General features: G+C 44.0%; 10 protein-coding genes. 2 read left to right on the forward strand and 8 right to left on the reverse strand.

What is annotated here, in order from left to right; genetic code table 11:
* Window positions 1–256: 256 nt before the first annotated feature.
* Complete coding sequence (locus tag V144x_RS22155; RefSeq protein WP_144988272.1) at window positions 257–580, forward strand: hypothetical protein; 324 nt, start codon at window positions 257–259, stop codon at window positions 578–580.
* A 66-nt stretch (window positions 581–646) separates the two neighbouring features.
* Here V144x_RS22155 and V144x_RS22160 read toward each other — a convergent pair whose 3' ends face one another.
* The 6 genes from V144x_RS22160 to V144x_RS22185 all read right to left on the reverse strand — a co-directional run bounded on the left by V144x_RS22160 (window position 647) and on the right by V144x_RS22185 (window position 14,533).
* Entirely contained in the window at window positions 647–2,341 is a 1,695-nt protein-coding gene (locus V144x_RS22160) for a SpoIIE family protein phosphatase (protein WP_144988274.1), read from the reverse strand.
* 40 nt (window positions 2,342–2,381) lie between these two features.
* A complete protein-coding gene (locus tag V144x_RS22165) occupies window positions 2,382–4,061 on the reverse strand; it encodes a SpoIIE family protein phosphatase (RefSeq protein WP_144988276.1) in 1,680 nt (559 codons plus the stop codon).
* Window positions 4,062–4,175: 114 nt separating this feature from the next.
* The gene (locus tag V144x_RS22170; protein ID WP_144988278.1) at window positions 4,176–5,456 is read right to left on the reverse strand and encodes a glucuronate isomerase; all 1,281 of its coding nucleotides are present in this window, start codon (window positions 5,454–5,456) and stop codon (window positions 4,176–4,178) included.
* 189 nt (window positions 5,457–5,645) lie between these two features.
* Window positions 5,646–8,942 (reverse strand): c-type cytochrome domain-containing protein, encoded by a 3,297-nt coding sequence (locus tag V144x_RS22175; protein WP_144988280.1) that lies wholly within the window; start codon window positions 8,940–8,942, stop codon window positions 5,646–5,648.
* 91 nt (window positions 8,943–9,033) lie between these two features.
* Complete coding sequence (locus tag V144x_RS22180; protein WP_144988282.1) at window positions 9,034–11,835, reverse strand: hypothetical protein; 2,802 nt, start codon at window positions 11,833–11,835, stop codon at window positions 9,034–9,036.
* A 196-nt stretch (window positions 11,836–12,031) separates the two neighbouring features.
* Entirely contained in the window at window positions 12,032–14,533 is a 2,502-nt protein-coding gene (locus V144x_RS22185; RefSeq protein ID WP_232102604.1) for a DUF1549 domain-containing protein, read from the reverse strand.
* Between the two features lie 655 nt (window positions 14,534–15,188).
* Between V144x_RS22185 and ribA the strand changes: the two genes are divergently transcribed.
* The gene (gene ribA / locus V144x_RS22190; RefSeq protein WP_197998581.1) at window positions 15,189–16,439 is read left to right on the forward strand and encodes a GTP cyclohydrolase II; all 1,251 of its coding nucleotides are present in this window, start codon (window positions 15,189–15,191) and stop codon (window positions 16,437–16,439) included.
* 2 nt (window positions 16,440–16,441) lie between these two features.
* Here ribA and solA read toward each other — a convergent pair whose 3' ends face one another.
* A complete protein-coding gene (gene solA, locus V144x_RS22195) occupies window positions 16,442–17,578 on the reverse strand; it encodes an N-methyl-L-tryptophan oxidase (protein WP_144988284.1) in 1,137 nt (378 codons plus the stop codon).
* A gap of 70 nt (window positions 17,579–17,648) precedes the next feature.
* Window positions 17,649–18,542, reverse strand: a complete 894-nt coding sequence (locus V144x_RS22200) for a hypothetical protein (protein WP_144988286.1) — start codon at window positions 18,540–18,542, stop codon at window positions 17,649–17,651.
* Between the last annotated feature and the right edge of the window lie 305 nt (window positions 18,543–18,847).

Raw genomic sequence — 18,847 nt, forward strand, 5'->3', positions numbered from 1 at the left:
TTAAACAAATCACCCAAACCCGATTCTGACGGGAATAATAGAGTAAGTTAGCTCCACATTCTTAACTTGGCCAGAAAAAATTTGGCTTCATGGACCGTTTTTCCACAAATGGACTGTGATATTAAAATCAGATATCCAGGGATGATGATTGCAAACGAATGCTTTGCTATCTGTTTTATCTTGTTTTTTCGTAGTTCATCCGAATACAAATTGATTCAGGTACAACCAGTCCCCTCGAATAAGGTTTCACGTAAATATGGTAAAACAACTTACTGCCCCCAAAGAATTGGTCGTTGATCGTCGTCTCGTCAGTAGAAGAGCTTCGAAATCTAAAGAGGAAATCCACGAGAAGCATGAAGATGTTGATGTGGTAGATCGACGTAAGACAGAGCGAAGACGCCAGATTGATCCCACAACCTGCGAACGCGACTATAGTGACCAGGAAATCGACTTTATGAAAGCAATGGACGACTACAAAAGACGCAGTGGTCGTCAATTCCCAACCTGGAGTGAAGTTCTGGAAGTACTACACAGTATGGGCTATCGTAGAGTCGCAGAACCTACTGATATTTCACTCTAAAATTAGCAAAATCCCGATTCTAAAATATTCAGTGAGGCACGGTTAAACCGTGCCTCACTTTTTTCATTATGCCGGATCGCGCCCAATAATGACTAATGAGAGATCGTCATATTGCTCGCTTTTACCAACAAATTTTTTGACGGCGTTTAAGATCTGGGTCCCCAACTCACTTGCCCCTGACTTTGATTCACAAATGGCTGACTTCAAACGCTCGATTCCAAATTGCTCACGTTCCTCATTCATGGCTTCGGTAATACCATCAGTAAACAAAATCAATCGTTCTCCGGGCTTTAACTGATGCTGAATAGTCTTATATTCATAATCTTCCATCACCCCCAAAGGAACGCTCGGACTCTCTGCTGTCAACTCTCTTAAAGAGCCATTCGCTTCAAACAGTAAAGGATCCAGGTGGCCAGCGTTGACAAAGGAAATTTCGTTCTGTGTAAGTTGAATCTGCCCTAGAATAAATGTGATAAATCGACCATCGTGTGCTGCTTCGTCGATATGATGATTAATACGATGAACCGCGTCAGTCACATCAGTCACAAACTCAACTGTGCTGCGCACAGCACTACATACACGAGACATCACAAGTGAAGCCGGAACTCCCTTACCGGCAACGTCTCCCAGAGCAAACCAGATCAGATTATCATCGGTCTGAATAAAATCGTAATAATCACCTCCCACTGCACGGGCTGCTTCATAGGATACAAAAAAATCATAACCTGCGACTTCAGGAATTTTGGCTGGCAACAAACCTTTCTGTACGCGAGCGGCGATCTCCATTTCATTATCATAACGTTGTTTTTCAACATGCGAGATCATTAAACGGGCACTCTCATACGAAAGTGCCGTCTGACCGGCAATGACCATTAAGAGTTCTAAATCATCGTCCGAAAACATCTGACCGGCAACTTGAGTATCCAGGTTAATAATACCAATCACAGTTCCATCAAGGCCTAACATCGGTGCACATAAAATTGAACGAATGGTTAAAGTAGAGAGCGACTCACTATGTTCAAATCGTTCATCATTGGCAGCGTCTGCGGAAAGTACACCCGTTTTATTATCGGTTACCGTCTTGAGTACTGTTCGACTCAACTGCAATGCTTCCTGGTCATCATCCCGCCGATGGCGAATTGCTTTGGGCATAAAACGCTGATTTTCGGGATCCCTTAATAGAATGCATCCACGGTCAGCAGCAGGAAAAATTCGAAATAGACCTTCCAAAACCTTCTCCGCCATGGAATCCAAATCAGAAGCAGAAGCGATTGTGCGACTGATTTCCAGAATCGCCTTTAATTTGATTTCGGGTTTAATCTGGTACTGATTGATGTCTCCATTTGTATCTGTTGCTCTTAGAATTGTGGATTTATCAATGTCAGGTGGCCTGAAAGAAACCGTTTTCAGCGAAGGAATCAAACCATAAGAGGTGAGCAGACCTTCATGCTGACCGTTTTCAAATTCAGCATCCCCTGAAAATTCCAATAGAAAGGGACCTATTGAAATTTGATCGCCTGATTGCAGAATAACCGGGCCTTTAACAAGCACATCATTTACAAAAGTCCCATTGCCACTGCCTAAATCTTCCAAGAGATACTGCTGGTTCAGATCAACTGTAATACGCGCATGATGACGTGAAACCGTGTTTGACTTAAGACAAACTTCACAATCAGGATGTCGGCCTAATGTAACCCGTCCTCCCTTGATTTCCAATCTGGAAGAGTTGCCATTATTTTGCAAAAACAGACTGGCAGACATGCGATCGCCATCAGGTTGTAAGTAACGAAAATGTCATTATTCAGGAAACACGCCCGAATGTCATTATGGTAATATCGTCATTCTGAGGACGCCCATTAGCGTGACGCCTGACATCTGCCAACAAAGCTTGTCCTAATTCAGCCGCATTTTTATCACGATTGGCTTTAATAAAGTCACGCATGCGGTCCAACGTATACAATTCGCCTTCCGGATTCATCGCTTCATCAACACCATCGGTAAACAGGACCACAATCTCACCCGGTGCCAAATCACGTTCTACAACTTCGTAAGGAAATCCTTCCATTACACCAATTGGCACACCAATGCTCTCTTCTGGAAATTCATCGATTATCCCATCAGGTTTTAAAATCATGGGAGACATATGCCCTGCATTAACAAGAGAAAGCCGATGATTTCTGGTATCCAGGATGACAAGTACATACGTCACAAAACGTCCTTCGACTGCACTATCACACATATGATCGTTAATCGCTTCGACCGCAGGACCGACTTCATGTACAAATCGCATCGTATTTTGTACGCAGCTTGAGATGCGCGCCATGATCATCGCCCCTGGAACCCCCTTACCTGCCACATCTCCGAACGAAAGCCCAATCTTGTCATCGGGCAGCTCAAAAATGTCATAGTAGTCTCCCCCGACAGCCTGTGCAGAATGATATGAAGCAAAAAACTCGTAACCTTCCACAGTAGGAACGGAACTTGGAAGAAGTCCCTGTTGAACGCCGCGCGCTATGTTCATCTCATTGTCTTGTTTTTGTTTTTCCATGAAAGAAGACATCAGTCGCGCACTTTCATACGAAAGCGCTGCCTGACCGGCAACCGACATCAAAAGATCCAAATCTTCTTCCTGGAATTGTTTCAGCGGATTTTGAGTATCGATATTAATAATGCCAATCGGCTCTTCTGCAAGCCCCATCATGGGGACACACATCATGGAACGGATCGATAAATTTGAAATGGATTCACTGGCATCGAACTGAGAGTCGCTTGCCGCATCGGCCGATAAAATACCGGACTTTTCCTCAAGAACCTTATTGATAATAGTTCGGCTTAATTTGACAGTCGCGTCTTCCCCCTCACGACGATGTTTAAATGCTCTAGGAACCATTTCACCATTCGATTCCTCTTTAAGTAGAATGCAACCACGGTCTGCAGCGGGAAAAATATTGAACAATGTCGTTAGAATTTGGGGTAACAGCTTCTCCAGATCAACTGTTCCCGCAAGGCTACGACTGATTTCAATCATCGCTTTTAATTTGGCTTCTGGACGTACATCGAGTCCACCAAAACCTCCAGCTCCGGAAATAGCCCCCATTATGGTTGCCGCACCACTGTCCTCGTCAGTAGAAAATCCGATATCAAAACCAGAGTCAAGCACAGATCCGATCGATGACTGCTTTGATTCATTTACTTGATCAGTCTCGAATCGAAATAGAATCGGACCGACCTTCAAACGATCTTCATGCTCTAATTGGGTTCGACCTTCAATTTTTTTGCCGTTGACAAAGGTCCCGTTTCCACTTCCCAGGTCTTCGACGAAAAACTGATCTCCCTCCCCTATGACTTGTGCATGACGGCGAGAAACCATATTCGAATCGAGTTGGATCTGGCATTCTGGGTGCCTGCCTAGTACTGTTTGCTCTCCGGAAAGCGAATAAGATACTGCTTGACCGGCTTGCAGCATGACCAGGGTAGCCATATAGAAAACCCTTATTAGAACTTGTTCAAAGATATGATTAAAACTGGATATGAATAATATTTTATAGTGCTCAAGTTCCAGATGCAATCGCTTCAGAAACTCGAGTCGCCTACTTTAACAGCTGAAAATTGTTTCAACATTTCCCCGCAAAACCAGTTTACCGAGTTCAATAGCGCGTTGTTCAGACCAATTTCGGTTAATTACAAAGTCTGTAGCTAAAACATTTGCTAATACACGACGATACATGCGAAATTTAGGTAAAGCAAATTCCAATTTGTACATATCACTGTAATAACCAATCAGTTTTGTTTTCGGCACTGCTTCCAAACGACTTTTACAATCAAACGTAATAAATGCAGGTGTATTCGAATACCACCAATGACCATTGATGACAACATTTGGAAAGATCCAGCTATAACTGACCAGTTCCTGATTGCTGGTACTTGTTAACACAGAAACAGGGAACGTAACTTTCGGAAACGCGTTGAACAGCTCCTTATATTGTATCAGCGATGTGCGTTTGTCATATAAATCCTGTCCCTGGTAAACTCCTGCTTCATAAACCCGTCGATTGACCCCAATCATCAAATCAAATGGTAATCTATATACTCCGCAATATTCTGCCAGTGTCCAGAATACAAATTGACTAACCAGTTTAGATTCTTCAGAATTTAAGTCATCACCTGCAAAAAGTGAGCGCACGGTAGAGTCAACTTGATCGGCAGTTACTGAAACAGGAGAAAAATCTGGTGGTAACGAAATCGCACAAGCCCGCGCACCGTTTGAGGTGAAATGTTCAAATAATTCGCCAATGGCTTCTCGCAGTGTGCTGGCACACCCAATATCTACCTGGGTCGCTTTCCCAAGACGTTCCCGCGTTTCATTTTTTGTAAGGTGAAAGACAAGATCATCCGTTCTCAGACAAGGGATGTAAAGCTTGGTATCGAAACCTTCCAGAGGGTCGTCGAAATCATTTGTTAAAAAGACCCGTTCGAGACCACTCTGTTTTAAAACTTGTTGCTCCCAGTCTGATTGTGCCATTTTCTCGGCAGCTGTGTCATAGAGATACTCCCAATTGGATTCTGTAATAGTCTCGTCTTGGAAATCAAAAAATTCGCTACAGATATCCATCAACCAGCTGAGCTGTATCGTATTATCCAGATCACCCAACTGAGTGACCAACCGCCCTACTTTTTCTTTGGGATCAATACCAGGCTCTTCGATTGATTCTTTGGCGAGTCCCGCAGAGTGTGCTAACTCCGTGTAGTAATGGTACCCCATTATATCTGCTAATGTTGTTGAAGCGGCAGAGTGGGGATTGATATGTGTATGAGGGTCAATCAGAACGAGACTCTCTAATTCATCAAAAATACGTTTATTTAACTGTTCAGTCATAATGAGATGGTTCCTGCTAATTTCAGACAATAATCAAGTATTCAGCGAATATAATCAGTCAGCCGTAACAGTGCAATCAGGTGGTGAATTCCCATAAATTTCAGTAACCAAAATGCATAAAAAAGCGACTCTGCGTCAAATGCCACAGAGTCGCTAAATATTGCTTGATTAACTAAATGTATGAAAGAATTATTTTCCCGCTTTGGCCTGTTGATTTTGTGAAGGAACTGGGGGTGGATTAAAGCTGTTAAGTAGCTTACCTGTTTTTGCATCCCAGACTCTTAAAACCCCATCTTCTCCTCCAGCAATCACGGTCGCTTCATCTCGACTGGCAGCAACACTATAAACATAATCTGTTGAACCACCCAAGTTACGATAATTGGAGCCGTTGGTAGTCAAATGCAGACGAACAGTTTTGTCGCCTCCCCCACTGACAACATTAGCGCCCAGCCCAATGAAGGAAATGGATGTTACCTGCTTAGAATAACCTTTAATAGTACGTTTTTGTTCGCCAGTTTCGATATTCCAGACTTTGATCACATTATCTGCACCTGAACTGACAATCGTCGATTCATCTGCTTTCCAGGCTACATCTAGAACATGGTGTGTATGGCCTTCAAATGACTTAACAAACTTACCTGTTGCGACATCGAAGATTTTAACAAATTTGTCAGCCGCACCACTCAATAATGATTTTCCTGTAGGAGAAAAACGTATTCCCAAAACGGTATCACTATGAGCGTTCTCAAATGTTCGTACAACTTTTCCAGTAGCCACATCCCACAAGATGATTTCTCCACTCCGAGAAGGGTCTCCCCCACCTACAGCAAGTAGCTTTCCATCCGGACTGAAACTTAAACAAAGTGCCCGATTGGAAATCGGTGAGTTCCCAACTTTGGTTGGAGCTTTAGGGTCGGCCCCTAATTGAGCCACCAGAGACCATACAGGTTGGACACTTTGTACTAATACAGTTTTATCAGTACTAACTGAAACGACAGTCGTTTTTGATGTGTACGCTACGGCAGTTACTACAGCGGTATGGCCAGACAGTGTGTCCAGTTCCTTACCAGTGGTGACATCCCAGATGCGTACTTTCTGGCTGTCATCACCAGTCACGATTTGCTTACCATCTTCTGAAAAGGCGACTGACTTTATTGGATATAAAACAGCCGCTTGTTTTTTGACTTCTGCTAATGCAGCATCCATTTGTTTGGCTGTTGCATCCAAAGCAGTTTTCTCTTTGGTACGTTCTGCAAACTGGCCTTTGATTTTTGTCAATGTTGTACCAGCAACCTTCACGGACCGCTCAGCAGACGTAATCTTTTTTGCGGCAGCTGCGGCAGCATCAGCCAGTTTTTTTGCTTCCGCTTCCGCATCCGTAACCTTCTTATCGACGGCTTTGGTATTTGGCTTACTGGCAGCAAGCTTAGTCGCAGCCGTCACAGCAGCGACCGCTTTTGTGACTGCTTGTTTTGCAGAATTAACAGCCTTTGCCGCCTGTTTTTCGTCATTTGTTTTTTTCAATTTGGCTGCTGCTAATTTTTTCTGAGTAGCATCAAATGTCGCCTTAGCTTTCGCGACAGTGTCTTTTTTCTTTTGTACTGCAGCTTTATCAGCAGCGTCAGGCTTGACCGCATTAGCAGCGTCTAATGCTTTTTTTGCAGAAGCGACTTCTTTTTCTACAGTGGTTATGGCAGTCTGATTCGCCTGGTTCACCTGCTTTAGTTTTGCATTAGCGTCTGCTACTGCTTTATCAGCCGTCACTTTTTGTGCATTTGCTGCTTTAACAGCATCTTCGCCTTTCTTCTTATGACCTGCTAACAGTTTAGCCTGCTCATCCTTAGCAGCTTTCACTTTAGGGGCATAATCAGTAACCTTCTTCTGTGCTTCTGGTAACGCCTTTTTCGCTGCCGCTAATTCTTCATTTCGTTTTTTCAATTCTGCTTCACGATCTTTCACATTCTTATCAGCGGCTTTCACTGCTGCATCACCCAAAGCGACCTTTTGCTTCGCGATCGTCTGAGCTTCTGTTGCTAGAATCATTTGACGCTCTTTACTCAAATCACCACGGAATTCTTTGAGCATCTTACCGTTACTTAACTGCCAGATTTTCCCGGTTCCATTTACAGATACCGATACCAGATTCTTAGCATCCGGGCTGACATCAATATCGCTCACAGGAGCACCATGATTGATCGATCTGATTTGCTTTTTGCCTTTCAAATCCCAAATACGAACGGTGTTATCTTCACTACCTGAAACCAATTGTACGCCGGCTGGCATGACTAGCTTTAATGAAGTGACTGGTTTAGCGTGCCCTTTGAGTTCAAATAAAGCAGCAGAAATTTCTGGTGCTTTTTCTCCTGCTTTGGGTACAGAAATAGTCAGAGGCCAGACATAAATAATATTGTTGGCTCCACCCGCAATAATTTGTGTTCCATCTTTACTGACTGTCAATGTGTTTATGACCGCAGGAGTTTTCATTGTAGAAATTTGCTTGCCATCTGCGGCATTCCAAACACGCAGACTTTGATCAGCAGATGATGTGACTACTTTCGTACGATCTGGTGTAAAAGCCAGACCTTTGATTTCACCGCCATGTCCTTTCAACTCAACGAGTTTCTGTCCTTCAGGCAATTTCCAGAGAGAGGCGCTGTTATCGGCGGTTGCCGCAACCAACACACTCCGGTCTGCGTTCAATGCCAAACCGGTAATCGCCGCAGGCAGGTCCATTTTTTTTACAACCGCTCCTAATGATTTTTTCCAAAGTTTCACAACTCGATAACCGCCAGAGGCCAACATGTTACCATCGGAATTAAACGCCAGCGAATGAACAAAATCACGATGTGCGGCTCCTTGTGGGTAAAATGGTTTGCTTCCCTTTTTTAATTTCACTAAAGCAGGATCATTTAAATTCGCTGCTTCTATTCCTGAAGCAAGGTCATAGATGGCAATCCTATTCGCGCGTCCGACCGCAGCATAACGTGCCCAGGGAGAAAGTGCTGTACTATAAATTGAATTCAAACCAGGTGGTAATGACTGCCAGACAATACCCGCATCAGTTGACTTTCCACTGGATTTGGCTCCTTCGAGAATCCACTGACGCAGGATTCCAACCTGCTGAGGAGTAAGAGCTTTTGCACCTACCTTATTTGGTAGAGGAGGCATGAAGCTTTCTTCTGTGCGGGAAGCCACTTGATAGAGATAACTTTCATCCGGCTTACCGGGTACAATAGAAGCCCCGCTGTCTCCTCCTTTGAGCAAATCTTTTACGTTTTCCAGAACAAGCGCGCCTTCCTTTTTGGCAACGTTATGACAGGCAATGCAGTTGGCATCCAGAATCGGAAATACATCCTTCTCGAAGCTGACAGGACGCCCCAACTCTACTTTCGCAGGTTGAATCGGTTTCTCTTCAGCCACTGAAAAACGCCCCACCACGAGGACGACAGCTAACATGACACATAAATTTGTAAACCGGTTCCACATAACTTGTCCCTCTTTTATCACTGTTTGGACAGTTGAAATAAACGATCAACTGTTTTTTTATTTGAAATAATTTAGTCTGATTGATTTAAAACTACTTTGTGACTTTTAACTTAATAGGTGCATCAACTAATGCTTTTCCCTGAAAGTCGGCTTTTGCCTGGACAACCAAGTTAGCAAGGTCACCTTCAGTGGCTTCAGCACTTGCTTTAATTGGAAACGTTACTTCTGTCTTGTCCGCAGGGATTTGAACGGTGCCCGCAGTGACTCCCTTTACCCCGGGAGGGAGTGGCAATATCAATTCGACTGGTCCTTTGAATCCGTTAATGCGTTTAACAGTCGCTTTTACATCGATGGTCGCACCTTTTTTCAATGCTCCACCACCGGGAACACTGAGAGCCAGAGTAACCGGGGCCGGATTGACACGAATAACTAAAGGAGTCGAAGGGGCATATACCTTGATTTTCTTAGGAGCGGCTGCCTTTTCCGCGGCGGCGACTCGTTTATCAGCTGCTTTTTTAGCAGCATCAGCTGCTTTCACACGATCTGTGGCTGCTTTCACTTCCTGCGCGGCTTTAGCCTGTTCTGCTTTCATTTGCTCAGGAGTTTTACCTTTCGCTTTGGTAAGTGCATCGCGTGTTTTTGTTGCAGCGGCAAGAGCTGCCTGGGCTTCAGTCAATCGCTTAGTTAATTCAGCCTGTTCTTTCTTCGCCTCATCTACTTGACCTGGATTGCGACGGTATGAGACATCAACAGTTGATTGTAAATAAGTGGTATACACACCAGGATTCGCATTGTTTTTGACGAAGATCTGAAACAATTCGTCCTGCTTCCCTTTAGCAATTGTTTTATTCTGGATCGTGATATTGCTATTTTTGGGAATACCATTCCAGGCCAAGGCAACAGCGTTATCGAAGCCAGTCCGCTTCACGACTTTGACGGGAACCAGAATTTGTCTGCCCTGATTCACATTTACCTCTTTCACATCGGCTACGACTTGATAGGGAGCCACCTCATCAATTACTGAAAGCCCCAGGGAACGTGCAATACGCGACTCTGCACGAACATTATTTGCAACAGGGCGCAATACAGTGGCAGCACGGGCAACTCGTTCCAGCTTCTTAGCATCTGCTCCTGCAGCATGACCTACAATTTCAATCTGACCTGACCATTTTTTTGCGGTTTCATCCGCCTGGATAATCATTTCTGTATTATTCTTACCAGCACCGATGCTGGCCGCTTTGCAAGATACACCTGGTGGTAAACCTTTCACTGATAGATCGATTGTTTCATTAAATCCATCTTGTCTAAGAGCCATAACAGAAATCTTAAAACAATCTCCCTTACGCAGAGCAATTGCAGCAGGTCCTCCTCCTGTATTCACAGCCTGAGGATACAAGGGTAATGCAACAAGTCGATAATCGGGCTTCGGTTGTCGAACAATAGCGCGGTAAACCATTTGTGGATTGCCTCGCGTTTCAAACTGCAGGTCACGAATAGTAACACGGTATTCACCATCAGCGGGAGCAGTCAAAATGTAATACGGGTCATCACTTCGTGTATCAAATAATTTGCCACCAAGGTCAGGAAAGACACTCGTTGCCCCCACAGAAGCTAATCGTTTGAACGTTTCTTTTCCTTCTTTGTCTTTAATAACCTGATCGACAACAATCACAGGGTCCATGACCATTCCGTTTCTCTGCCCATAGACTTCAATCGAGTATTTTTCTTTCGCTTTTCCTGTAAAGCGAAACATGTCAACGTCATTCTTTGCTTCAAATTGACCGACAAATTCTCCTGGTAAGGCCAATTTTTCTTCGATGTTCTGTTCATCTTGAACAATTTTGCCTTCCGCATAGAAAATGGTTACAGGATTCGAACTTCCTGCGGGTGTTTCCCAAACGTAAGGAAAGCCATCAGAACTGACTTCATAAGAAAAACCCTGTTCTCCCATTTGTAATGTTTTTGGTTTAGCAGGTAGTGCGATTTGAACCTGCACTTCCTGAAGTGGCTCTTTGCCAATGCTTAAATTCGAGACTTTACCTCCCGGCAGATTATAACCGTACAAAGTATAGTTCGAAGTGGTCCCCGGAGTTCCGGAGGGTGGAATGATGAATTCGATATGAGGTTTTTTGTGGACACTCAAGCGATAAATATGTTGCGCGCCGCCCGAGTAAGTCAGATCATAAACTTTAACGTGATATGTTCCGTCCAGAGGAAGCGTAAGATTAACATATGGGTCACTACGAAACGTGTCGCGTTCACTGGCAAGACGTCTTTGATCAGGGCCATAGACCTCGACAATCGCAACCATGGGTGAATCAATTCGAGCTGCACGACAGTCGATAGAAACCTTCTCGCCCTTCTTACCGGTAAAAGAAAAATAATCAATATCAGTTGCTCCCTGCAAAGCTGCATTCACAACCGAATTTAATTCCATTGGGGTCGCCTGTTTTATTTGGTTATTCGGCTCAACTTCTGCTTTTTCCTTCATATCACTGACAACAAACGAACGAGGATTGCTGAGTCCATATAAACCATGTGCTCTGATATCATAAACTCCGGCAGGGACATCTTTACCAATAGTAACCAGAAATGTATTCACCACTGGAGTCTTTTTGCCATTACTCTCTTGCATTTTAGGTACGGCGGTAATTCCGGCGTGACTGAACCACAGTGAATCCAGTTTTTCCAGATCTTTTCCATTGGTAACCTTCAATTCAAAAGTTTGTCCTTTTTGACCTCCCGATGGAGAGACTGCGTACACAATTGTCTGCGGTAACTGTGCCCAAAGCATCTGAGAATTCGACAGGAAGAGGGAACTCACTCCTGCAACGAAAAAGCAGACAACCTTCGCAAAAAAACGACGTCGATCAAAAAATTGCGTTTGCGTCATAGTAATGCTACCAATTTTCTGGATGGAAGTTTCTGGGAGGAATCATGGGAGGAGATCGCCAACAATCTCTCTTTCTCTTACAAAAGAAACGGAAATCACAGGCAATCTTTAGTTTATTGTAAAAAAGCCGACAGCCATTGTCTAAACCTAAAATAGCTGTCAGCTTGAATTTCAAAGAGTTTATCAAATATCGAAATTAGTGATTGAACAAAAATTCTTTGGTATTAATCAGAGCCCATATAATATCCTCGTAAGCAACTTGTGGTTTCGCTTTATGCTTTTCGATGTACGAAAGCGCGAACTTCATTTCCTGCTCTTGAGGAGCACGGGAATACACCCAACGATAAAGCTCCTGGATTTTCTCTTCATTTGACCGCTTGGTATCTTTAGCGAGAGTTGCAGCGCGGCTGGATCCATTCGTGATCTTGTCCTGTACTTCCTTACTGTTCAGCAAATGTAAACTTTGAGCAAGGTTGGCACTTTGTGAACGCTCGCACTCACAAGCCGTATCCGCCTGAGGTTGTCCAAAGACTTTCAAAAAATAAGGTGCTGAAGTTGCATCTGTAATTTGAATCGCTTTCGCTTCCGCAGGCAGTCCGGAAAAACGTTGTGTCGAGTTCGTGACTTGATGAAAAACATCATACAAAACTTCTGCAGTGAGTCGCTTGGGATAATAGCGTGAGAAGTTTTGTTTATCTTTCAAGTTATGCTCATTGGGCAATGAACTCAGTTGATAGGCATTGGAACGACAAATCGCACGCACGAGCTCCTTTAAGTCGAATCCACTTTCGACAAAATGTTTTGATAGACCATCCAAAAGTTCCGGATTAGCGGGAGGATTAGTAGCCCGCATATCGTCTTCGGGTTCAACAATTCCTCGACCAAAGAAATGTTTCCAGTAACGATTAACCAGCGCTTTGGCAAAGAACGGGTTGTCAGTTCGAGACAACCACTGCACGAGTGCCACACGCGGGTCACGTTCCGGGCTTAATTCAAAAGGCTCCATTCCCAGAGCCGTTGGTTTTAGGTTTTCTCCCGAACGAATATTCTTTGCGGTTGCAGTACCTTCTTTATGGAAAATTCGCTTATCACGAAAACCTCTTGTACCAATGGGTCCAGAGCTGGGATCTTTCGTCCCCACACGACTGAAGAAAGCAGCTAACCCGTAATAATCATTCTGGCTCCACTTCTCAAAGGGATGATGGTGACAACGAGCACATTGAATACGAAGCCCCAGGAATAGTTGGGCTGTGTCTTCCACTTGTTCTTCGACGGTATTGACTTCACGATACCAGACCACCGCAGGATTCTGTCGATATTCTCCCGATGCAGAAAGAATCTCGCCTACGAATTCGTTGTATGGTTTATTCTCATAGAGACTATTCCAAATCCATTTATAAAAAGCATTCGTACCTGCGATATCAATCGGTTGAAGTTTTTTGTTACGTAAAACCATGTTCCACTTATTGGCAAAATAGTCTGCGTAAGCGGGACTGTCGATCAAACGGTCAATCAGCTTGTCCCGTTTCGCGGGATCTTTATCTGCCAGGAATACTTTCACTTCGTCTTCAGTAGGTGTTGATCCCGTAATATCGATATAGACTCTCCGCATGAATGTAGCATCATCGGATACAGGTGAAGGAGGAATTCCTAAAACCTTCAACTTATTGAAAACGGCTTCATCAATCAGATTACGCGATTTAGGGAGATTCGCAATCGTGACCCCCAGAGGAATCGTCGCCCGGAAGGTAGACACCTGCCCTTGATAACGGGCCATGATGGCAACCTCACCAGATAAGTTTAAAGTTTTAACCAAACCGGTTTTATTGACTTCCGCCATCTCAGTGTCGTTGGCTTCGAATAGAGCCATCCGAGTGACGTCTTCCGTAGAACCATCTGAATAAGTGGCAATGACTGAGATCTGCTGTTCGGCTTCCTGCCCCATTGTTCTTGACTGAGGAAAACATTCAATTGAGGCAACTGTGCGATCCTGATCACTCCCATAAGGCATGCCCTGCTCTATCCAACGATAAAGTAAACGATACTCATAGGAATCGGATTTGATCAATTTTCCACCACCGTGTGGAGTAACGCCGGTCCCTTTCATCAAAAGGAGACTTTCTGCGGGGGACGTAGGAAACAACCGACGCCCCCGGCCTTCTTTGACAAGAAACTCATAATCATCTTCAGGATAAAAGCCAAGCAGTGACAATTTAAAACCGTTCTGTCCGCTGGCTTTTCCGTGACATCCACCACTATTACAAGTCAGCTTGGTAAATATAGGAACTACTTGATTCTTGAAATTGATCGCCTCGGGTGATGCGATTCCCTGGACTGAGATAGGAATCGATGTCTTCTTACCATTTTTTGCAGTGACAGTGAGTTGAGTCTGGCCATCATTATGTGGTGTGATATAACCATCGCTTGAAATAGTAGCAATATTCTGATGCGTAATTGCATAAGTCACATTACGAGTCAAGTCCTGCAATTTACCGCTCGCCAAAACTCCAGTCACAAAAACTTGCTGGCGTGAATCGGGGCCTCTCAACAAAAGCAATTCTTTCTCACCCGGATGAGGTCCAATCTGGATTTCCTTAAAGTCCACAGGCACATTGGCAGCCGGCGTCCCCAACACATTCGTTGCACCGAAACCAGAGATAAGAAACAGCACTCCACATAGCATAAGGATCTGTGGCATCCGAGAGCCCTTGAATCGGAAATCCATACTTAATCACTCCTGTGCAACTGGTTTTATTTTTAGCTTCAGGTCTGTCAACAAAAATGTCTTGTGCGACTATGAGCAGACCTCTTCAAACTGTGGGTTCAAATCTGAAAACGTTAGTAATCTGGTTGGTTTATAAGGAAAGTTTTTTTAGGTAAGCTTACCAACCAGTTCAGACCAGTTGGTTAAGTTTTGCGGACTAGGCCAAGCCCATTACTGAATGAACTTTTCCTATTTATTCAATGTATCAAAGTTTATTGAATTGTCAATCTTTTAACCAATCACTTGCGAAAGAAACTGTTATTTTGAACACATCCAATTGCCACACCCATGATTCGCCACACATTGCCATTTGATCCAATTGTGACTTAGTACAACTGTCAAAAGCCGATTCACTCGCAAAACTCGCACAATAATTAAAATGTACTAACCACCATAAAACAGTGTTCTTTGCCAATAAATCTCACTGGAATCAGTCAGTTCTTTCAAAAACAGGATTTCTTTGATTGCCAGTAAATATCTCTTCTATAGAATAAAAGTTAGCATAGATTATGCCTCAGGACTTTCTCGTTGAGTAAATTTTGAGAATTAACTTTCTTACTAACTTTCCAGGTGGCTCCAAAACAATCACATGTCTGACTCAGAAAATTCCAGTCCTCAAGTTCCCAATATTCAACTTGTCTTTGAACAACTACGAGCAGGCAAACCGGTTATTGTGACCGATTCCACTGAGCGAGAAAATGAAGGTGATTTTATCGTCGCCGCTGAATCGATCACACCACAGATTGTGAAGTTCCTCTTACGTTATGGTAGTGGAGAATTGTGTGTCTCTCTTCCCGAGGAAGTCGCCGAACGCCTGCAACTAAATCCCATCGTCGGACCTGATGAAAATACGGCTCCTAACCAGACACAGTTTCTCATCCCAGTAGATCATAAAGATAGTGGAAGCGGCGTGAGTGCTGAGTTTAGAGCTCTCACAATTCGCGCTTTGAGTGACGAACATTCCCAAGCATCCGATTTTGTCCGCCCCGGTCATATTCACCCTTTACTTGCCAAGCAGGGTGGCATCCTTCGTCGCGCCGGTCATACGGAAGCCACAGGTGACTTACTACAAATGGCCGGGCTAAAGCCTGTAGGTGTGCTCATCGAAATTCTCAGTCAGAAAGGATTCGGAATGGCTGACGCCGACGAACTCCGAGAAATTTCTGATCAGTTTGATATTCCCATCATTTCGACAGCCGAGGTTATTCGCCATCGATACATTAGTGAAAAACTGGTGCACCGTGAAGTAGAAGTCCCTATCAAAACAAAAAAGTATGGCACAGTTCAAGTAATTGGTTATTCGGTGGAACATGAGAGTCAACAACCTGTAGCATTAGTCTGGGGTAATCTTTCAGCAACTGAAGCTCCTCTGGTCCGGATGCATTCTTCATGTTTTACAGGTGACTTGCTCGATTCTTTGCGCTGTGATTGTGGAGATCAATTGCATATGGCAATGGAGGCGATCTGCCAAGAGAAAGCGGGAGCCGTCGTTTATCTCCCGCAGGAGGGACGCGGAATTGGATTGATTCCCAAACTCAAAGCATATGTACTGCAAGATGAGGGCCTTGATACTGTAGAAGCAAATCTTCAGTTAGGGTTCAAAGCGGATAGCCGAGACTTCACCGTGGGAGTCCAGATCTTAAAAGATTTGGGACTTACCAAAGTACGCTTGCTGACCAATAACCCCAAAAAAACAGACTCAGACGTTTATACAGGCTTCGATTTGGAAGTCGTAGAACAAGTACCGATCGTAGCGCCACCTCATAAAGACCGTGAGTTCTACCTGCAGACCAAACGCGATAAAATGGGACACATTCTGCCGACCACTCCCGCTGATTGAATTCATGCAGAAGAGAAACGGCTCGCGGAGAGAAAATTAATAGGGTGTCTGGTCGTACCTTGCGTTACTAAATCGGCCAGTATTTCTCCGATCACTGAAGCAAACTTGAATCCGTGTCCTGAAAAACCGGCTCCATACACAACCCGGTGATTAAGTGCGTGACGATCAATAATGAAGTGACCATCGGGAGTCCTCGTATACATACACGTTCCATGCCTAATTGGCATTGATTCTAACTCAGACATAACTTCGCTGATAAAACGCGAAATGGAATGCATGTCCGTCTCCAGTAAGTCTCGATTCAAGTTCCCTGGATCAACAACCGTTTCTCCTCCGGTGTGTTCAGCCAGCTTGAGAGTCTCCCCATCAAGGGAAGGAAAGCCATAGAACTCGCCATAGGGCATATCAAAAAAGAAACCTCCCCTTCCCGCATCTAAATCATATACTGGTTGTTTAACCGGATTCCAAAACAGAAGCTTTCGCACTACTTCGAGTGGCAAATTCAGATCCTGCAGATAGGTACTACTCCACGCTCCTGCTGTCACGATCACAGCAGAAGCAGAATATTGTTGAGCGTCAGTCGTCACCTCAATCGATTCATCATGAATTGAAACGGAGTGTATTTTCTCATCGAGACAAACTTGAGCGCCCTGCTCTATCGCACACTCAATATGAGTACGCACGCATTCTTCCACATACAGTAATCCAGCTTCGGATTCATAAGTGACTTCAAAATCATGGGGAATTTGAAATCCTGGAAAACGCTCGACAGCATCTTCTGAAGAAACTTTCTCAACGGCAACATCATACGATCGGGCAGCCTCATGCACACCTCGAATCACTTGGCCATCCGGTGGGCCCGCTACCATTAAGCCGCAGGGATTGAAAAGCGATTTTCCCGAGGCCTGCTCCAGTTCACGCCACAATTCGTACGCACGCTCAAGTAAAGGAATATAATTGGGATGCTCGAAATAAGCCTTGCGAATGATGCGCGTCTCACCATGAGAACTTCCACAATCATGGGCCACTCCAAACTGCTCAATTCCCAGCACATTCAAACCGCGTCGTGCGAGATGATATAACGCACTACTGCCCATACCACCTAAGCCAAGAACCAGATAGTCAACATGAATCGCCATGGAACAAGCTTACTCTTTCCTAATTGTATCAACACATACAAAGATGATTTGCCTCAAACAAATTCGGACCTTAATTTAACTTTTGAGATTGTTGATTTCGTTTTTTTGCATCTTCGATGATTTTTTTCTGGGCTGCTTTTAAACGTTCTGGCCATTTAAAATGCTTTGCTTTCACAGGATCATACCCTTCTAAATGATCCTTGAGTCTTAGCAGAGGTTTACTGTAAACCAGCTTCGTCTCGCCAAAAACCTCTTTGCATAAAGCAGCCAAATCTGGATCATAGGCAACTAATTCTTCTCGCGTATTGACATGATTATGGTCCAAATCATTTTCGCGATTATTATTGAACCAGGATTGTACGCCTTCCGCAAAATACTCCATCCGGTTTACCGAAGGATATTTTCCTTTCCATAATCCTGCTTTCATCGCTTGTTGATACACTTTTTCTAGGCGCTCATCAAACGTCGGATCAACCTGATTCAGACCTCTTAAATGAATGTTATGTGCAAACTCATGAATTAAGATGCATTCCGCTGCATACGGGTCACCGGGAAATGCGAGCAAATTTTCTTCTCCACATGAACAAACAGGATCTGTAGCAGAGCCTCCCAAGCCCCGCGCACGCACGTCCCAATAATCCTTGGGTTTAAGGTGTGCATACTCCGGAATGTCGGTTGTAAAAGCATTACAGGGGATCACAATAAATCGTGAGCCGCTTTCAATCATTGCTTTACGGATATCTGGCCGATGGGCGAGCATGATATCGATAAGCCAGGCTGCTTCTTTCAACGCATAATCGTTCACTTGGTCAAAAGCAACAACCGGATAACCACTCGCACTTACATATTTGGTATATGCCTTGGGTAGCTTCAATGCATCAGGTGGAATAGTAACACGATATTCTTTTGCATGTATGAAAGCCGGAATAAGTAACGACACGAGCAAAAAAAGAACACGCTTCACCTTGAATCTCCTCGAAATGATTGATCAACACGAATCTCTATCTTGACCAGATTACTCTGTATGATCAAGGTTTTATTCGAATTACTATCACAGCTGGATTTAATCCAAGAGTATATGATAAAAAATTACCGGGTGTTCGGAAAAAGACAGTCAACCTACCCCACATACACACTGACCATCAAATTTGAACACCCGGTAATTAATGACATGACAGAAAACCATCATAAAGATGATCATTTTCTGTTAAAAGATCTGAAACAGCATCGCACGGCTTGCCACTTCACGTTCACAACCCATACAAGCCA

The sequence above is a fragment of the Gimesia aquarii genome (assembly GCF_007748195.1).
Lineage (GTDB): Bacteria > Planctomycetota > Planctomycetia > Planctomycetales > Planctomycetaceae > Gimesia > Gimesia aquarii.